This is a genomic window from Methylobacterium sp. Leaf465 (assembly GCF_001424705.1).
Lineage (GTDB): Bacteria > Pseudomonadota > Alphaproteobacteria > Rhizobiales > Beijerinckiaceae > Methylobacterium.
This window is the reverse complement of the sequence record NZ_LMRA01000023.1, coordinates 341,585-357,468: the sequence shown is the minus strand read 5'-3', so window position 1 is coordinate 357,468 and position 15,884 is coordinate 341,585. Positions and strand designations below refer to the sequence as shown.

17 protein-coding genes are annotated in these 15,884 nt (G+C 72.2%); 11 read left to right on the top strand and 6 right to left on the bottom strand.

Annotated features, from left to right (window positions below):
• The first annotated feature begins 239 nt into the window (after positions 1–239).
• The 3 genes from ASG51_RS13880 (at position 240) to ASG51_RS13870 (ending at position 2,712) form a co-directional block, all read left to right on the top strand.
• Entirely contained in the window at positions 240–980 is a 741-nt protein-coding gene (locus ASG51_RS13880) for a response regulator transcription factor (RefSeq protein ID WP_056275550.1), read from the top strand.
• Positions 977–2,314: an ATP-binding protein gene (locus tag ASG51_RS13875; protein WP_056275547.1), complete on the top strand. Its 1,338-nt coding sequence runs from the start codon at positions 977–979 to the stop codon at positions 2,312–2,314. The genes ASG51_RS13880 and ASG51_RS13875 overlap by 4 nt, the downstream gene beginning before the upstream one ends.
• 137 nt (positions 2,315–2,451) lie before the next feature.
• Positions 2,452–2,712, top strand: coding sequence for a hypothetical protein (locus ASG51_RS13870; RefSeq protein ID WP_056275544.1), 261 nt, complete (start codon positions 2,452–2,454; stop codon positions 2,710–2,712).
• An 86-nt stretch (positions 2,713–2,798) separates the two neighbouring features.
• Here the strand turns inward: ASG51_RS13870 and ASG51_RS13865 are convergent, their stop codons facing one another.
• Positions 2,799–3,614, bottom strand: coding sequence for a DUF2470 domain-containing protein (locus ASG51_RS13865; protein ID WP_200917608.1), 816 nt, complete (start codon positions 3,612–3,614; stop codon positions 2,799–2,801).
• Between the two features lie 342 nt (positions 3,615–3,956).
• Here ASG51_RS13865 and ASG51_RS13860 point away from each other — a divergent pair, with 342 nt between their 5' ends.
• The 5 genes from ASG51_RS13860 to ASG51_RS13840 all read left to right on the top strand — a co-directional run bounded on the left by ASG51_RS13860 (position 3,957) and on the right by ASG51_RS13840 (position 7,996).
• Positions 3,957–4,667 (top strand): response regulator transcription factor, encoded by a 711-nt coding sequence (locus ASG51_RS13860; RefSeq protein ID WP_055947774.1) that lies wholly within the window; start codon positions 3,957–3,959, stop codon positions 4,665–4,667.
• A 97-nt stretch (positions 4,668–4,764) separates the two neighbouring features.
• Positions 4,765–6,486: a sensor histidine kinase gene (locus ASG51_RS13855; protein WP_082487557.1), complete on the top strand. Its 1,722-nt coding sequence runs from the start codon at positions 4,765–4,767 to the stop codon at positions 6,484–6,486.
• A 20-nt stretch (positions 6,487–6,506) separates the two neighbouring features.
• The gene (locus ASG51_RS13850) at positions 6,507–7,028 is read left to right on the top strand and encodes an HPr kinase/phosphatase C-terminal domain-containing protein (protein WP_056215082.1); all 522 of its coding nucleotides are present in this window, start codon (positions 6,507–6,509) and stop codon (positions 7,026–7,028) included.
• A gap of 125 nt (positions 7,029–7,153) precedes the next feature.
• A complete protein-coding gene (locus ASG51_RS13845) occupies positions 7,154–7,555 on the top strand; it encodes a PTS sugar transporter subunit IIA (RefSeq protein WP_055947765.1) in 402 nt (133 codons plus the stop codon).
• Between the two features lie 117 nt (positions 7,556–7,672).
• Complete coding sequence (locus tag ASG51_RS13840; protein WP_056215079.1) at positions 7,673–7,996, top strand: HPr family phosphocarrier protein; 324 nt, start codon at positions 7,673–7,675, stop codon at positions 7,994–7,996.
• Between the two features lie 24 nt (positions 7,997–8,020).
• Here the strand turns inward: ASG51_RS13840 and ASG51_RS13835 are convergent, their stop codons facing one another.
• The 3 genes from ASG51_RS13835 to ASG51_RS13825 form a co-directional block, all read right to left on the bottom strand.
• Positions 8,021–8,935, bottom strand: coding sequence for a hypothetical protein (locus tag ASG51_RS13835; protein WP_056381377.1), 915 nt, complete (start codon positions 8,933–8,935; stop codon positions 8,021–8,023).
• Between the two features lie 215 nt (positions 8,936–9,150).
• Positions 9,151–10,278 carry a GTP-binding protein gene (locus ASG51_RS13830; protein ID WP_056381376.1) on the bottom strand — a complete coding sequence of 376 codons (1,128 nt, stop codon included), beginning with the start codon at positions 10,276–10,278 and terminating at the stop codon, positions 9,151–9,153.
• A gap of 313 nt (positions 10,279–10,591) precedes the next feature.
• Complete coding sequence (locus ASG51_RS13825; RefSeq protein WP_056381374.1) at positions 10,592–12,112, bottom strand: D-alanyl-D-alanine carboxypeptidase family protein; 1,521 nt, start codon at positions 12,110–12,112, stop codon at positions 10,592–10,594.
• A gap of 369 nt (positions 12,113–12,481) precedes the next feature.
• Between ASG51_RS13825 and queE the strand changes: the two genes are divergently transcribed.
• Genes queE through queC form a run of 3 tightly spaced genes read left to right on the top strand, consistent with a single transcriptional unit; the run spans position 12,482 to position 14,218 of the window.
• Positions 12,482–13,114 carry a 7-carboxy-7-deazaguanine synthase gene (queE, locus tag ASG51_RS13820; RefSeq protein WP_056381372.1) on the top strand — a complete coding sequence of 211 codons (633 nt, stop codon included), beginning with the start codon at positions 12,482–12,484 and terminating at the stop codon, positions 13,112–13,114.
• A gap of 34 nt (positions 13,115–13,148) precedes the next feature.
• On the top strand, positions 13,149–13,514 hold the full coding sequence (queD, locus tag ASG51_RS13815; RefSeq protein ID WP_056275526.1) for a 6-carboxytetrahydropterin synthase QueD: 366 nt from the start codon (positions 13,149–13,151) through the stop codon (positions 13,512–13,514).
• On the top strand, positions 13,511–14,218 hold the full coding sequence (queC, locus tag ASG51_RS13810; RefSeq protein ID WP_056381370.1) for a 7-cyano-7-deazaguanine synthase QueC: 708 nt from the start codon (positions 13,511–13,513) through the stop codon (positions 14,216–14,218). Before queD ends, queC begins: the two co-directional genes overlap by 4 nt.
• Here the strand turns inward: queC and ASG51_RS13805 are convergent.
• Together ASG51_RS13805 and ASG51_RS13800 are read right to left on the bottom strand one after the other, a co-directional pair.
• On the bottom strand, positions 14,185–15,099 hold the full coding sequence (locus tag ASG51_RS13805; protein WP_056381368.1) for a Brp/Blh family beta-carotene 15,15'-dioxygenase: 915 nt from the start codon (positions 15,097–15,099) through the stop codon (positions 14,185–14,187). The two genes, queC and ASG51_RS13805, sit on opposite strands and share 34 nt — an antisense overlap.
• A 5-nt stretch (positions 15,100–15,104) precedes the next feature.
• On the bottom strand, positions 15,105–15,857 hold the full coding sequence (locus ASG51_RS13800; RefSeq protein ID WP_056381366.1) for a bacteriorhodopsin: 753 nt from the start codon (positions 15,855–15,857) through the stop codon (positions 15,105–15,107).
• Positions 15,858–15,884: the final 27 nt, after the last annotated feature.

The following is a 15,884-nucleotide window of genomic DNA, read 5'->3' as shown; positions in this document are numbered from 1 at the left end:
GCGGCCCGCCGTCCAAGGGACGGACCCGGCGCACGGTTTCTTGGAATGGGAAACAGGTCGCCCGCAGATAGCAGTGCCGGCTCCGTGCGCCAAGCGCAGGCCCGGTGCGCCAAGCGCGCGCCGGACGCGGCCGGGGGCCGAGCCCGGCCCCGGGCTTGCGGCGGCCCGCGATTTCCGGCTGATTCCCCGCGCCCGCCGATTCGCGACGGTGGCCGCATCCTCGGAGCCGAGCCAGAACCATGAACCCGTTGGAGGGCGCCGGGCCGATGCCGGAGCTGGGCCACGTCCTCCTGGTGGAAGACGACGACGGCCTGCGCATCCTGGTGAGCCGGGCCCTGCGCGACAGCGGCTACCGGGTCACCGGATGCCGGAGCGGCGCCGAGATGTGGCGGCTCCTGCCGGAGGGCGGGGTCGACCTGATCCTCCTCGACGTCATGCTGCCCGGTGCATCGGGCCTCGACCTGCTGCGCGCCCTGCGGGCCCGCTCCACCGTGCCGGTCATCGTCGTCAGCGCGCGCGGCGAGGAGGCGGACCGGGTGCTGGGCCTGGAACTCGGGGCCGACGACTACATCGCCAAGCCGTTCGGGCGCCCGGAGCTGCTCGCGCGCGTCCGGGCGGTCCTGCGCCGCTCCGTCCTGGCGCCGGCGGCCTCCCTGGGCGGCGAGACCCTCGTCTTCGCGGGTTGGCGCCTCGACCTGCGCAGCCGCGCCCTGGTCGATCCGGACGGCGCCGGCGTCGACCTCTCGGGCGCGGAATACGACCTCCTGCTGGTGTTCCTCGACCATCCCGGGCGGGTCCTCGGCCGCGAGCAGATCCTCGAACTGTCCCGGGCCCGCCTCGGCTCGCCCTCCGACCGCAGCGTCGACACCCTCGTCAGCCGCCTGCGACGCAAGCTCGACCCGCCCGAGGGCGAACCGCCGGTGATCAAGACGGTGCGGGGGTCGGGCTACATGCTGGCCGCGAAGGTCGAGCGCCGGTGAGGCGCCTGTTCGCCCTGTCGCGCAGCCTGGAGGCCCGGACCCTCGTCGTCCTCCTCGTGGCCATCCTGGCGGTGCATGGCGGGGCCCTGCTGCTCTATCGCCGATCGGCGGCCGCCGCCTCCGCCGAGGCGTTCGCCGCCCAGGTGGCGACACAGCTCGCCCTGGCCCGCGAGGCGGTGATGCGGCGCCCGCCGGCGGCGCGCAACGCCGAGGCCCAGGCCCTGTCCAACCCCCATTTCGAGGTCGCCTGGACGGACGCCCCCGCCCCGGCCGGGCGACGGAGCGACCCGGCCCTGGAGCCCCTGCACCAGCGCCTGACCGCCCTCGACCCCAGCCTCGGCCCCAACCTCTCCCTGGTGATGGAGGGCGACGCGGACCCGCTCCACCGGCTCGATCTCGGCGGCACGCTGGCGCTCCCGGACGGCAGCCAGCTGACCTTCCACTCCGCCCACGCCTCGGGCATGGCGCTGAGCAATCCCTGGGCCATGCTGGCCACCGCGATGGCGATCCTGGTCGGCCTCGCCGCCGTGCTGCTGACCCACCGGATCGCCCGGCCCCTGCGGGCGCTCGGCCATCTCACCGGGCTGATCGGCCACGCCGTCGGCCAGGGCCGGGTGGTCCCGGTGCCCGAGGTCGGCCCCGACGAGACCCGCGCGATCGCCCGCGCCCTGAACGGCATGCAGATGCGCATCCGCGACCTCGTCACCGAGCGGACCCAGGCCCTCGCCGCCGTGTCCCACGACCTGCGCACGCCGATCGCGCGCCTGCGCCTGCGCCTCGACGGCGTCGCCGACGACGGGCAGCGGCACGCGATGGCGTCCGACCTCGACGACATGCAGGCGATGATCGACTCGACCCTGGCCTACCTGCGCGGCGATGCCGATCCGGAGGTCCGGCGGGTGACCAACGTCGCCAGCCTGCTGATGAGCATCGCCGATGCCGGGCAGGATGCCGGACACACGGTGGTGTACGAGGGGCCCGGCCGGGCGCTCGCCGCCATCCGGCCGGTGGCGCTCCGGCGCGCCCTGGACAACGTGGTCGACAACGCCGTCCGCTACGGGGACCGCGCCCGGATCGGCCTGGCGCTCGCGGACGCGAGCCTGGAGCTCTGGATCGACGACGACGGCCCCGGCCTGCCGCCCCACGCGGTCGACCGGGCCTTCGCGCCGTTCACCCGCCTGGAAACCTCCCGCAACCGCAACACCGGCGGGACCGGCCTCGGCCTGACCATCGCCCGCCGGGTGATCGAGGCCGAAGGCGGCCGCATCGGCCTGGAGACCCGGCCCGGCGGCGGCCTGCGGGTGCGGATCACCCTGCCGCGCCCGGTGGGCTGAGGCGGGATCGGATCGGCGACGCGGGCGCGCCGCCGCGTGCCACACTTCGTCACGGACCCGGCATCGGGCAGCCAAACGCCTCGGCTACATCAGGTCTCGACGCAGCCGACGGGGCTGCGGGACACGAGGACGAGACCATGTCGCGCATCAGCATCACCCTTCTCTCCCTGGCCCTGATGACCGCCCTGGCGGGACAGGCCTCCGCCACGGAGGGCAACGGAAACTCCGAGAACCCGTCGCAGGCCGTCCCGAATACCGGCGGCGTCTCGGGCGGCCCGAACCACCACACCGAGCGCGGCGCGTCCGCTACGGCGCCCGAGAGCGGCAAGCCCGTGCAGGCGGCCAAGGACGGCCACACCCACACCCACGCCAAGACGCACACGCACGACAAGAAGTGAGGGCGCGACGGAGCCTGCAGGGCCGAACGCCGATCCGAGCGTTCGGCCCGGCGCCCCCGGTCCCGCGCAGGGGTCCGGGCCCGCGCCTAATCCGCCGGCGCGCCGTCCCCGGCCCGGACCTGGGCCGCCATCGCCACCAGGGCCTTGCGCAGGGCGCCCATCTCGCGGACCGGCTCCGGGTAGAGCACCCGCGCGGTCCGGTCGCCGGTGAGGAGATCCATCCCCTCCGGGTCGAGGCCGGTGAGCCGCCACGGGCCGGGCTCGGCTCCGGCGGCCTGGGCATAGAGGGCGAGGGCGTCGGCGTGGTCGGCGTTCATGTGCGCGACGGCCCCTTCCTCCCCCGCCACCAGCCCTTCCGCGCCGGTGAGGTCGAGGCGCAGCTCGTCGGCCGTCAGCACGGCGGCCTTGGCGAACCCGCCGTTGAGGTGCCCGGCCGTGGGCGCGAGGGCGAAGAAGCCGAAATCGGGGAAGTCGGCGTAGAGCTTCGACTTCGGATGCCGGGCCACGAAGCGGGCGCGGGCCCGCGGCTCCAGGGTCTGGGTCACCCGTCCCGTGACGGTGAGGCGCGGATGGGCGAGCGGGTCGCCCTTGCCGCCGGCGCTGAACAGCAGCGAGGCGCGCGGGTCCTTCAGCAGGTTGCGGGTATGGGCAGAGAGCCGCGAGAGCAGCATCAGGGGCGTGCCGTCGACATCCGTGGCGATGGTCACCAGGGAGGCGAAGGGCGTGCCGTCCTCCGGGTCGAGGGTGGCGAGCGCCCCGGAGCGGATGCTGCGCAGGAGATGGCGGGCGAGGCCGATCGCATCGAACGGCGCCTCGGAGGCCGGCAGCGGCACCGCCGGCCCGCGCCGCTCCCCCCCGGTCCTGGTCTCGCCTTCGGCCATCTTGGTCTCGCCCTCGGCCATGAAGATCCCCCTCGATTCGGTGCCCGCGGACCGGCGCTCAGGCCGCGTTCAGCCGCCGGATCATAGCCAGGGTTCGGGGCTCCGCACGAGGGCACCGGACTGCGGCCCGTTGGCATCAGTCAAGCGCCAAACGAACAAACGACCGAGGTCGCTCGCTTTTTCAGCATATTGCCATTACACAGCCTGACTCTCCGCGCGAACGCGGCCCGCCTCCCCGGCACGGTCGCCACCGCGTTTTTGCCGATCTCTGCCCTCTGTCCGCGACGGAGGATGGGGTGGGATGCGGAGGGGCTGGCGCCATCAGACGTCCGCCGAGCCGCATCCGAGCAACAGGACACGCGCATGCCGACCATCGCCCTCGTGGACGACGACCGAAACATCCTCACCTCCGTCTCGATCGCGCTCGAGACCGAGGGATACCGCATCCAGACCTACACCGACGGCGCCTCGGCGCTGGACGGCCTGAAGCATTCCCCGCCCGATCTCGCGATCTTCGACATCAAGATGCCGCGCATGGACGGGATGGAGCTTCTCAGGCGTCTGCGGCAGAAATCCGACCTTCCGGTGATCTTCCTGACCTCGAAGGACGAGGAGATCGACGAACTGTTCGGCCTGAAGATGGGCGCCGACGACTTCATCCATAAGCCGTTCTCGCAGCGCCTCCTCGTGGAGCGCGTGAAGGCCGTGCTCCGGCGCTTCGCTCCGAAGGACGGCCCGGGCGCCGCCGCCCGCGAGGCCGATGCCGCCGCCCGCTCCCTGGAGCGCGGCCTCCTGATGATGGACCCCGAGCGCCACACCTGCACCTGGAAGGGCGAGCCCGTCACCCTGACGGTGACGGAGTTCCTGATCCTGCAGGCCCTGGCCCATCGCCCCGGCGTCGTGAAGAGCCGCAACGCCCTGATGGATGCGGCCTACGACGACCAGGTCTACGTCGACGACCGCACCATCGACAGCCACATCAAGCGCCTGCGCAAGAAGTTCAAGGTCACCGACACGAGCTTCGACATGATCGAGACGCTCTACGGCGTCGGCTACCGCTTCAAGGAGAGCTGAGGCCCGGCCCGGGCCTCCATTCCCTCCCGCAACGCTGTTCCCTCACCACCGGACGCTCGTGGCCACCACAGATCAAGGCGAAATCCCGTCGCGCGGCATGCTGGGCTGGCCGCGCCAGATCTGGAACGGGATCGGCCAACGGGCCTCGTCGAGCCTGACGCGACGCATCGTCGTGCTCAACCTCGTCGGGCTGATCGCGCTCCTGTTCGGCTTCCTCTACCTGAACCAGTTCCGCCAGGGGCTGATCCAGGCGCGGGTGCAGAGCCTCCTGATCCAGGGCGAGATCATCGCCGGCGCCATCGCCTCCTCGGCCTCGGTCGAGACCGACACGATCCGGATCGACCCCGACAAGCTGCTCCAGCTCCAGGCCGGCGAGGCCGAGGAGCCTTCCTCCCCCCTCACCTTCTCGCTGAACCCGGAGCGGGTGGCCCCGCTGCTGCGCCGGCTGATCACGCCCACCGGCAACCGCGCCCGGGTCTACGACCAGGAGGGCGGCCTCCTGTTCGACACCCGCACCCTCTCGGCGCGGGGCGAGATGAACCGCAGCGACCCGGATGTCCGGCCACGCAAGCGCACCTGGCTGGAGAAGGCCTGGGAGGGCGTGCAGGCGAAGCTCGGGACGAAGCTCGGCGGCGACGGCGCGGCCCCCGGCGTCGAGGATGTCGGCCCGGCCAGCGGCCACGGCCTGAAGGAGGTCCAGGTGGCGCTCACGGGGGCCCGCGGCACCATCGTCCGCCGCAACCCGGCGGGCGAGACCATCGTCTCCGTGGCGGTGCCGATCCAGCGGGCCAACTCCGTGCGCGGCGCCCTGCTGCTGTCGACGCAAGGGGGCGACATCGACCGCGTCATCGCCTCGGAGCGCTTCGGCCTGCTGCAGGTCTTCCTGATCGCCGCGGCGGTGATGCTCGTCCTCTCGATCCTGCTCGCGGGCGCCATCGCGGGGCCGGTGCGGCGCCTCGCGGATGCGGCCGAGAAGGTGCGGCTGGGCATCAAGTCCCGCGAGGAGATCCCCGACTTCACCGGGCGCACCGACGAGATCGGCCACCTGTCGGGGGCCCTGCGCGACATGACCCAGGCGCTCTACCGCCGGATCGACGCCATCGAGAGCTTCGCGGCCGACGTGAGCCACGAGCTGAAGAACCCCCTCACCTCGCTCCGCAGCGCCGTCGAGACCCTGCCGCTGGCCAAATCCGATGATTCGCGCGGGCGCCTGCTCGCCATCATCCAGCACGACGTGAAGCGCCTCGACCGCCTGATCTCCGACATCTCCGATGCCTCGCGCCTCGATGCCGAGCTCGCCCGCGCCGAGGCCCGCCGGGTCGACATGCGCAAGCTGATGACCACCGTCGTCTCGGTGGCCAACGAGCGCCGGCGCCCGAAGGACGCGGCGATCCAGTTCGACGTGGACACGCCCGCGGGCGAGATGGACGCGCCCTTCACGATCTTCGGCCACGACAGCCGCCTCGGCCAGGTGGTGAACAACCTCCTCGACAACGCCCGGTCGTTCTCGCCCCCCGATGCCAAGGTGCGGGTGGCCCTGCGGCGGGTGCGCAGCGACGTCGAGCTCATCGTCGAGGACGAGGGCCCCGGCATCCCCGAGCACGCCCTGGAGCGGATCTTCGAGCGCTTCTACACCGACCGCCCGGAGCAGGGCTTCGGCCAGAATTCGGGCCTCGGCCTCTCGATCTCGCGCCAGATCGTCCAGGCCCATCGCGGTACGATCCGGGCCGAGAACCGGCCAGGCCCAGCCGACGAGGACGGCGAGCCGACGGTGCGCGGCGCCCGCTTCATCGTCCGCCTGCCGGCCGTGACCCGCTGAGCGGGGAGGCCGGCCGCGCCATGGGCGATCCGTCGAGCCGCACCGATTCGGTGCATGCCACCTGCATCGCGCTGGGCGACGCGGGCCTGCTCATCCGGGGAGCGTCGGGCGCCGGCAAGTCGACCCTCGCGCTCCTCCTCCTCGACCGGGCGGAGCTGATGCAGGGGTCGGCGCACCTCGTGGCCGACGATCGGGTCCGGCTGACCCGCGCGGGCGAAACCGTGGTGGCCCATGCCGACCCCGCCCTCGGCGACCGGATCGAGGTGCGGGGCCTCGGCCTGCTCCGGGTCGCGGAGGTCCTGCCCCGCGTTCCGGTTCGCCTGGTGGTCGACTGCGTCGCCGACGCCCCGCGCCTGCCCGAGAGCCCCTTGAGCCGCACGCCGCTCCTCGGCCTCGACCTGCCGGCCCTGCGCCTCGACGCGGCCCTGCTGCGCTCCGGCCTCGCGCCGCGCCTCGTGCTCGATGCCCTGGCCGCGTGCTCCGGCGTGGCAAGCGGGACGCACCGTCCGGTCTTGCGTCTGCCGCCGCTCCCGAGACCGTAGCGCCGGTGCCACCAGCGTGGCATGATGATGACGTTCGAGCACACAAAATGCCGCATTCACCTTGCGCTCGACCTTGCGCTGCACAAAATGGCGGCTCCGCTCACAAGGCGTTGGAACCCGCGTCGATGATTGGAATGGTGCTCGTCACCCACGGGCTATTGGCGACCGAGTTCAAGGCTGCCCTTGAGCATGTCGTCGGGCCGCAGAAACAGATCGAGACCATCACCATCGGTCCCGAGGACGATATGGAGCTGCGCCGGCTCGACATCATGAATGCGGTCAGCCGCGTGAATACCGGCAAGGGCGTCGTCGTGCTCACGGACATGTTCGGCGGCACGCCCTCGAACCTCGCCCTCTCGTGCATGAACGGCGGCCAGGTCGAGGTGGTGGCGGGCATCAACCTGCCCATGCTCATCAAGCTCGCCAGCGTGCGCGATGCCGAGCCCCTCGGCGACGCCGTCCTCCACGCCCAGGAGGCCGGCCGCAAGTACATCAACGTCGCGTCGCGCGTGTTGGCCGGCAAATAGGCTTTCTTCCCTTGCCGCCACGGCTTACAGGCAGTCTGGGGCCCCTGGCATGAGCGGTGGGCCGGCCGAGGCCGCAGGATGCGGCGCGGCGCGCCAGCGAGGGGACGGCCGACGCCCATGAGCTACGACGACGACGACGCCGAGGACAGCCTGCCGCCGGTGCCCGAGGGCGGGCTGATCCAGGTCCTTCCGATCATCAACCGGCGCGGCCTGCATGCCCGGGCCTCGGCCAAGTTCGTCCAGACCGTCGAGCGCTTCGATGCCGCCGTCACCGTGACCCGTTCGGGCGAGACGGTGGGGGGCCGCTCGATCATGGGCCTCCTCACCCTCGGCGCCGCGCAGGGGACCTCGATCGCGGTGGTGACCTCGGGCGGCGACGCGGAGGCCTGCATGACGGCGATCACCGACCTCCTCGCCAACAGGTTCGGCGAGGACGAGTAGGCGGAGGGGCGCGGCGCGCTCCCCTCAGGCGCGGCGGCCGAACCGCTCCGGCACCCCCTCGCCCGCGACCTGTCGCCAGAGAACGGCCTGCGCGCCGTGGCCGAGCGTGATCGTGGCCGCGACGATGGCATCGTCCCGCCGGGTCAGGGCGACCGTGGCCTGCCGACGCTGCGCGAACAGCCGCGTCACCACCCGCACCAGGGCCGCCTCCGACGGATCGCCGATGATCGGGGCGGACGAGACCTCGGCATCGAGGAGCAGGAACTCCTCCACCGCATCGCGGACGAGGCCCGGCTCGCTGACCCGCTCGACCTGCGCCGGGTTCGCCCGCACGCCGACGAGGCTGTGGGCCGGGATCCCGGCGCGGCGCGGGACGGCCCGGAGCGGGGCGATGGCGGTCTCCGGCCTAGGCGCGGCCACGGGCTCGAGCGCCAGGACGGCGCGGGGACGCAAACGGCGCAGGCAATCGGCCACGGCCGCGCGCACGGGCTCGAAGCAGGCCGGGGCGATGGCCGGGGTGAGCGTCGTGCCATGGGGCTGCCAGAGGCCGATCCGCTCCTGGCCCCAGAGGGTGTGCGGCATCGCCAGCGGCAGCACGGCGGCGAGCTGGTCGGGCCCCTGCCCGGTCGCCCAGGCGAGGGCGAAGACGAGGTCGCGCCCTCCCGCCTGATGCTGGGCCACCGACAGCAGGTGGTCGGGATCGGACAGGACCGGATCGGCGACCCGGGCGCGCACCAGCAGCGCACGCCACGCCGCGATCTCCGCCTCGCTCACCGCCGCCGCCCGGCGCAGGTCGACGCGCCAGGACACGGATGCCCCGATCGGCGAAGCGGGCGCGCGCTCGATCGCATCGGCCAGAGAAGCGCCAGCCACCGAACCCGCGACCACCGAACCTCCGGCCGCTGCGCCGCCCTCGATCACCGTGAAGCGCTGTCTCATGTCCCGATCCGATCCCGCCGACGTCCCATTCCGGGACACTGGGGCGCCCCGAGGCGCCAGTCGGCATTAAGATTTCAAGATCGGTGCCGCCCGTTTCCGGACGGGGTGCCTCCTAGAGCATGTTCAAGCGAGGGGGATTCCGGCTCGCGTGAAGAAAATGCGGCCACACAACAGATCAGGGCAATTTCGGTGATCCAGAGATCACCGAAATTGCCCTAGCCGCCCGGAATCGCCAGGGGATTGTGGGTCAGCGCCGCCGCGTCGGGCGCATCGATGCGCGGCCGTCCGAGGAAGGCGTCCCACAGGCGGGTGACGAAGGCCGGGTCGAGGTCGCGCAGGATCAGGACGAGGCGCGAGCGATGGTCGGCATCGGGCCAGGCCTCGAGATGGACCGGGGCGTGGATCACGTGCTGCACCCCGTGCACCACCAGCGGCCGGTCGGGGGCATCGGCCAGGGCCACGAGCCCCTTCAGGCGCAGCAGGTTCGGACCGTGGGCCGAGCGCAGGAGATCGAGGAACATCTCGAAGGCGGCCCGGGGCACGGGCACGTCGCTGGTCAGGCTGAAGGCCCGGATCGCGGCATCGTGCCGGTTCACGTCGTGCCGGTGGTGGCCGTGGTGGTGGTGCCCCGCGTGGTCGTGCCCGTGATGAGCCTCGCGCGCGGCCTCTTCGCCGAGCCAGGCGCGCACGTCATCGCTCTTGCCGTCGAGGCCGAACAGGCCGCCGAGGAGCTCGGCGGGCGCCACCGCGGCCGCATGCAGGGGCGCCGTCGGGTTCAGGGCCCGCAGGCGCGCCTCCAGGGCGCGGCCGTCATCCTCCGCCAGATCCCGTTTCGTCACCACGATCTGGTCGGCCACCGCCACCTGCCGCACGGCCTCGGCATGGGCGTCGAGGGTCGCGGCGCCGTTGACCGCGTCGACCACGGTGACGACGCCCTGCAGACGGTACCGGATGACGAGATAGGGGTGGTAGATCAGCGCGTGCAGGATCGGGGCGGGGTCGGCGAGGCCCGTCGTCTCGATCACCACCCGGCGAAAGGGCTGGATGCGGCCGTTGTCTCGCTTGAGCAGCAGGTCTTCCAGCGTCGCGATGAGATCGCCCCGCACCGTGCAGCACAGGCAGCCCGCCCCCAGCAGGACCATGTCCTCGTCGATCCGCTCGATCAGCAGATGGTCGAGGCCGATCTCGCCGAACTCGTTGACGATGACCACGGTGTCGGCCAGCGCCGGATCGCGCAGCATCCGGTTCAGCAGCGTCGTCTTGCCGGCCCCGAGGAAGCCGGTGAGGACGGTGAGCGGGATCGGCTCGGGCGCGCGGGGATCGGGCTTGGACAGGTCGGTCATCCCCCTGACCTAGCCCTCCGGGCGGCGGCGCTCAATCCTCTTGGGTGTTATAATGTTACAGAACACACACGTGTGGGGTTGGCACATGGGGCTGAAGCAGGGCCGTCGTCCCGGAACGCATGATGTAACGCATACCGTCATTCCGGGGCGCCGAAGGCGAGCCCGGAATCCAGAACCGCTGACTTTGGACAGTCCTGCACCCTCGGCGTGTCTGGATTCCGGGCTCCGCTCCGCGGCCCCGGAATGACGTGGGGCTGAAACGGACCCGTGGGCGAGGCCGGCCGCACCGCGCGAACCGCCCCCCGAAACCGTCCTACTCGTCCGCCTGGGCCTTGCTGGCCGCCTTGGTCGCCTTCGCCTTGGCGGCGGCACCGGCCGGCTTGTTCTCGGCCTTGGCACCCGCCTTGGGGGCCGCCTTCGCCGCCGGCTTCTTGACCGCGCCGACCTTCAGCTTCGGCGCGCCCTCCATCACGGGCGTCGACTCGGCGGGGGCGTAGGCGCTGGCCGTGGCCGGAACGCCGGCCTTGCCGCGGGCGAGGGCCTTCTTCGGCTCGGGCTTGGCGGCGGCCTTCGGGGCGGGGGCGGCCGCCTTGGCCTGGTGGGCGGCCTCGCGCTTGGCCGCGACCGCCTCGAGCTTGGCCTTGCGGGCCTCCGCGAGCTTGGCGGCCTTCTCCGCCTTCTCGGCCTCTTCCTGCTCGTTCAGCGCGATGGCGCCCTCGGCCGGGTCGCGGCCGATCCAGACCAGGATCGGCTGCAGCGGGGCGCGGGGCGGCAGGGCGCGGTTGCGCAGGGCGGCGCTGTTCATGGTGGCGAAGGCCAGCGCCGCGGAGGGCGGGGCGGCGGCGGCCATCAGCTGCGCGTTGGCGTTGTCGGCGCTGGCGCCCGCGGCGCTCGCGCTGGCCGTGATGGCGCCCTGGCCCTCGTCCACCGGCATCGGCTTCTTGCGGTCGCAGATGTAGGGCCGCATGTCCGGCGGCTCCGAGAGGCCGGAGGACGGCAGGGCGTCGAGGGTCTGGGCGCCCCAGCCGGGGGACTGGCTGAAGCCGTAATCGAACAGGTCGGCCGCCTTCAGGTCGCGCTCGCGGGCGCTGGGCTGGCCCATCACCACGGTGAGGATGCGGCGTCCGTTGCGGGTCGCGGTCGCCACCACGTTGAAGCCGCCCGAGCAGATGAAGCCGGTCTTCATGCCGTCGGCGCCGGCATAGCGGCCCAGGAGACCGTTGTGGTTGGCCATCACCGAGCGGCCGAACTGGATCGCGCTGATCGAGAACAGCGCGCGGCTCTCGGGGAAGTCGCGGATCAGGGCGCGCCCGAGGACCGCCATGTCGCGCGCCGAGGTCCATTGCCGGGCATCGGGCAGGCCGTTGGGGTTGGTCCAGCGGCTCTCGCGCATGCCGATGCGCTGGGCGGTCTCGTTCATCATCTGGGCGAAGCCCTCGACGGAGCCGCCGAGATTCTCGCCGATCGCCCAGGCCACGTCGTTGGCCGACTTGACCATGATGATCTTCAGGGCGTTGTCGAGGGTGAGCTTGGTGCCCGGGCGGAACCCCATCTTCGAGGGCGGCTCGGCGGCGGCCGCCGGCGAGATGGTCAGGAGCGTGTCGAGGGAGAGCTTGCCCTGCCGGACGAGGTCCAGGGCGACGTAGGTCGTCATCAGCTTGGTGATGGAGGCCGGGAACCACGGGTCCGTGGCCGCCTGCCCGTAGATCACCTTGCCGGAATCGACATCGACCACGAGGATCGGTGCGGTGGTGGCGCTCCCGGAACCCGCACCCAGCAGGCCCGCCGCCACCGCGAGACCGACGACGAGGCGCCTCAACAATCCGTTCGACATCAGGCCTGTCTCAAGAAGGAACGCCCCGGCCCGATCGATGATCGGCCCTGGCGGGAAGCCGGTCAACGGCCAAGCTGGCATGCCACCCCTCCGGGAGCGGCGGCAAGCGCGCCTCGCCGGATCGTGACACGGTCTCCACAAAGCCGCGTTCCGTGGCAGGAGCATGGCAGACCCTCTCGCAGACGCGAGAGGCCCGCGGAATCATGGTATACCGCCGCCTTCCGCATGGGTGGGGGCCGCCGGGCCCCGTGGTGCCCGCGCCGGGGACCGCTTATGTGCGCGTGGGGCGCTTATCGCGGCCGACGGATGTTTCAGAGGATGGGGTGCGCTTGGCCCGGACGGTTCGCCGGGGCGGGTGCCGAGGACGTGATGGCGTACGCAGTCAAGGAACTGTTCCACACCCTGCAGGGCGAGGGCGCGCAGGCCGGCCGCGCGGCGGTGTTCTGCCGCTTTGCCGGCTGCAATCTCTGGTCGGGCCGCGAGGAAGACCGCGCCACCGCGGCCTGCCGGTTCTGCGACACCGACTTCGTCGGGATGGATGGCGAGGGCGGCGGGCGCTTTTCCACGGCGCCGGACCTGGCCGACGCCATCGCGAAGACCTGGGCCGGCGGGCCGCGCCACCGCTACGTCGTGTTCACCGGCGGCGAGCCGCTGCTCCAGCTCGACGACGCCCTGATCGCGGCCGTCCACGCAGCCGGCTTCGAGATCGCGGTGGAGACCAACGGCACCCTGGCGGCCCCGGCCGGGATCGACTGGATCTGCGTCAGCCCCAAGGCCGGCAACCCGATCGTCCAGCGCAGCGGGCACGAGCTCAAGCTCGTCTTCCCGCAGGCGGAGGCCGCCCCGGACGCCTTCGCGGATCTCGACTTCCGCCACCACTGGCTCCAGCCCATGGACGGGCCGGACCGGCTCGCCCACACCGCCGAGGCGGTCGACTATTGCCGGCGCGACGCGCGCTGGCGCCTCTCGCTCCAGACCCACAAGATCATCGGGATTCCCTGAGGGTTCCTGCCGCTCGCACCATGAAGATTGCTCGATGAAGATTACCCAAGCCTTCACCTTCGAGGCGGCCCACCGCCTGCCGAACGTGCCCGAGACCCATCGCTGCCACCGCATGCACGGGCATTCCTACCGGGTCGAGCTCACCCTCTCGGGGGCCGTCGACCCGGCCAGCGGCTGGGTGGTGGATTTCTTCGACGTCGAGCACGCCTTCGCGCCGGTGCTGGCGCGCCTCGACCATTACTGCCTCAACGAGATCGAGGGGCTGGAGAACCCCACCGCCGAGCACATCGCGTCCTGGATCTGGGACCGCACCAAGGCGGCGCTGCCGGCCCTCTCCTCCGTGAAGGTCTACGAGACGCCGATGTCCTGGGCCGAGTACGAGGGCGAGAGCCAGCGATGAGCGCGGGACGCGCCCTGGTCCTGTTCTCGGGGGGCCAGGATTCCACCACCTGCCTCGCCTGGGCCCTGGAGCGCTTCGCGCATGTCGAGACCCTCGGCTTCGATTACGGCCAGCGCCACCGGATCGAACTCGACTGCCGGGACGCCCTGCGGACGGGGATCGCGGCCCTGAAACCCGAATGGGCCGCGCGCCTCGGCGACGACCATACGCTCGCCCTCGACGCCCTGGGCCAGGTCTCCGAGACGGCCCTCACCCGCGACACCGCCATCGCGTTCGAGGCGGGCGGATTGCCCAACACCTTCGTGCCGGGCCGCAACCTCCTGTTCCTGACCTTCGCGGCGGCGCTGGCCTATCGCCGCGCGCTGACGCACCTCGTCGGCGGCATGTGCGAGACCGACTATTCGGGCTACCCGGATTGCCGGGACGACACCATCAAGGCGCTGCAGGTGGCGCTGAACCTCGGCATGGACCGGCGCTTCGTCCTGCACACGCCCTTGATGTGGATCGACAAGGCCGAGACCTGGGCCCTGGCCCGGGACCTCGGCGGACAGCCGCTGGTCGATCTCGTCGTCGAGGACAGCCACACCTGCTACCTCGGCACCCGCGGGGACCGTCATCCCTGGGGACACGGCTGCGGCCAGTGCCCGGCCTGTGATCTGCGGGCCCGGGGCTATGCCAAGTTCGTCGCCGAATCGGTCGCCTGAACCGCCGGCGCCCGGGCCGCGATCCGGTCGAGGAGGACGTGCGGCACCGTCAGGGCCGACAGCATCCGCAGGGTGAGGCACAGCAGGGTGGCGGCGGGGTCGTCCGTGCCGGCGGCGTAGAGCGGCCACAGGGCCGCGCCGAGCAGGAGGGTCAGGCCGAACACCGGCAGCGACGCGCGGACGGCCTTGCCCATCGTGTCGATGCCCGGCGCCCGGGTCGGATCGCGCACCAGCGCCCGCATGTGCCGGGGACCGTGGAGTCCGACGAAGTACAGGGTGAAGGCGGTGAGCGGCGGCAGCAGCCAGAAGGCGGCCGCCAGGGCGGCCATCTCGCCGCGCACGGACCAGGGTCGCCGCCCCGCGAACACCCAGGAGGCCGCGAGGGCGAGCCAGACCCAGGACGCCGCCACCCACCAGCCGGGAAGCTCCGGCATCGGCAGGCGCGTGACGGCCGCGAACAGCCCGGCGGTCTCCTCGGGCCGCAGCAGCGCCGGCAGCGCGACCGGCAGCCCCCCGCGCACCAGGACCTCGAGGGGCCGGTCCGGGCCGGCATCCTCCTCGCCGAAATGCAGGACCGACAGGGCGAGGAAGCCCGCCAGGGTCGCCAGCGGGGCGACCTGCCAGGCGAGCAGGACCAGGCCCGCGAGGCCCAGATACGGAACCGCGAAGATCCCGAACCAGGCCCATCCGAAGCGGGGGCGCAGCAGGGGCGCCGCCACGGCCCCGTCCAGGGCGCCGTGCGGCACGCCGAGCCCGATCACCATCGCCAGGGCCGCGAGCCAGGACGCCTCGCGCGGCAGGGCCGCGGAGGCGACGAGGGCGAGCGCCGCGCCGGCCCCCGCCAGGGGCAGGAGCCCCACGAGGGAGGCGCGCGCCGCCATCCGGATCAGGCCGCCCGGCGCAGGGGCTTGGCCGTGACCGTGCCTTCGGCGAGGTCCCGGTCGACGGCCTGCGTGGTCTGCAGCGTCGCCATCACGCCGTAGACCACCTTCGCGGTCAGATCGAGGATCGCCACCACGGCCAGGGCCACGGCGGGGGACAGGAAGCCGAGGCCGTCCTGGCCGACGAGGAGCACCACCGGATAGGCGCACCAGACCGCCGAGAGGAACACGGCGTTGCGCAGGAAGGCGGAGCGAACATCGGCCCGTTCGGCGGCGTTCTCCTCCCGCAGCTGCACGAAGATCCCGTAGAACACGGCCAGGAACGCGCCGCAGGAGATGGCGAACCAGGTCCACTTCACCCAGGCGACCGTCGAGAGGCCGAAGGCCAGGGCGGTGACGATCATGATCAGGTCGGAGCCGACGAGGCCCCAGACGACGGCCGGACGGCGCATCCCCGAATGCATCGCCGTGCGGGCGAGGCCGACGAGCAGCAGGGGCGTGGTGAAGGTCCAGTCGATGTAGCGGGCGAAGTAGAACTGCCGCGCGGCGTCGGCCGCTTCCGGACCGGCCGGCAGGGCGATGCTCCCCTGCCCCGTCGCCATGGCGAAGTAGGAACAGGCCGCGATGATCGGCACGATCCCGTGGATGATGGCATCCGCCTCCTCCGCGGGGGTCCGCCGCTTCCCGAGGAACAGAATCGCGGCGGCACCGGCCGCCATGCCCGCGAAGCCGAGCCAAAGCCAGAATTGAGGCGTCATCAACATCTCGTTGCTACAGGGATGAAA

Bases quoted from the DNA above. Each gene is read 5' to 3' on its own strand.
- ASG51_RS13880 (WP_056275550.1), top strand. From the start codon at position 240: ATGAACCCGTTGGAGGGCGCCGGGCCGATGCCGGAGCTGGGCCACGTC.
- ASG51_RS13870 (WP_056275544.1), top strand. From the start codon at position 2,452: ATGTCGCGCATCAGCATCACCCTTCTCTCCCTGGCCCTGATGACCGCC.
- ASG51_RS13865 (WP_200917608.1), bottom strand. From the start codon at position 3,614: ATGGCCGAGGGCGAGACCAAGATGGCCGAAGGCGAGACCAGGACCGGG.
- ASG51_RS13860 (WP_055947774.1), top strand. From the start codon at position 3,957: ATGCCGACCATCGCCCTCGTGGACGACGACCGAAACATCCTCACCTCC.
- ASG51_RS13855 (WP_082487557.1), top strand. From the start codon at position 4,765: ATGCTGGGCTGGCCGCGCCAGATCTGGAACGGGATCGGCCAACGGGCC.
- ASG51_RS13850 (WP_056215082.1), top strand. From the start codon at position 6,507: ATGGGCGATCCGTCGAGCCGCACCGATTCGGTGCATGCCACCTGCATC.
- ASG51_RS13845 (WP_055947765.1), top strand. From the start codon at position 7,154: ATGATTGGAATGGTGCTCGTCACCCACGGGCTATTGGCGACCGAGTTC.
- ASG51_RS13840 (WP_056215079.1), top strand. From the start codon at position 7,673: ATGAGCTACGACGACGACGACGCCGAGGACAGCCTGCCGCCGGTGCCC.
- ASG51_RS13835 (WP_056381377.1), bottom strand. From the start codon at position 8,935: ATGAGACAGCGCTTCACGGTGATCGAGGGCGGCGCAGCGGCCGGAGGT.
- ASG51_RS13830 (WP_056381376.1), bottom strand. From the start codon at position 10,278: ATGACCGACCTGTCCAAGCCCGATCCCCGCGCGCCCGAGCCGATCCCG.
- ASG51_RS13825 (WP_056381374.1), bottom strand. From the start codon at position 12,112: ATGTCGAACGGATTGTTGAGGCGCCTCGTCGTCGGTCTCGCGGTGGCG.
- queE (WP_056381372.1), top strand. From the start codon at position 12,482: ATGGCGTACGCAGTCAAGGAACTGTTCCACACCCTGCAGGGCGAGGGC.
- queD (WP_056275526.1), top strand. From the start codon at position 13,149: ATGAAGATTACCCAAGCCTTCACCTTCGAGGCGGCCCACCGCCTGCCG.
- queC (WP_056381370.1), top strand. From the start codon at position 13,511: ATGAGCGCGGGACGCGCCCTGGTCCTGTTCTCGGGGGGCCAGGATTCC.
- ASG51_RS13805 (WP_056381368.1), bottom strand. From the start codon at position 15,099: ATGGCGGCGCGCGCCTCCCTCGTGGGGCTCCTGCCCCTGGCGGGGGCC.
- ASG51_RS13800 (WP_056381366.1), bottom strand. From the start codon at position 15,857: ATGACGCCTCAATTCTGGCTTTGGCTCGGCTTCGCGGGCATGGCGGCC.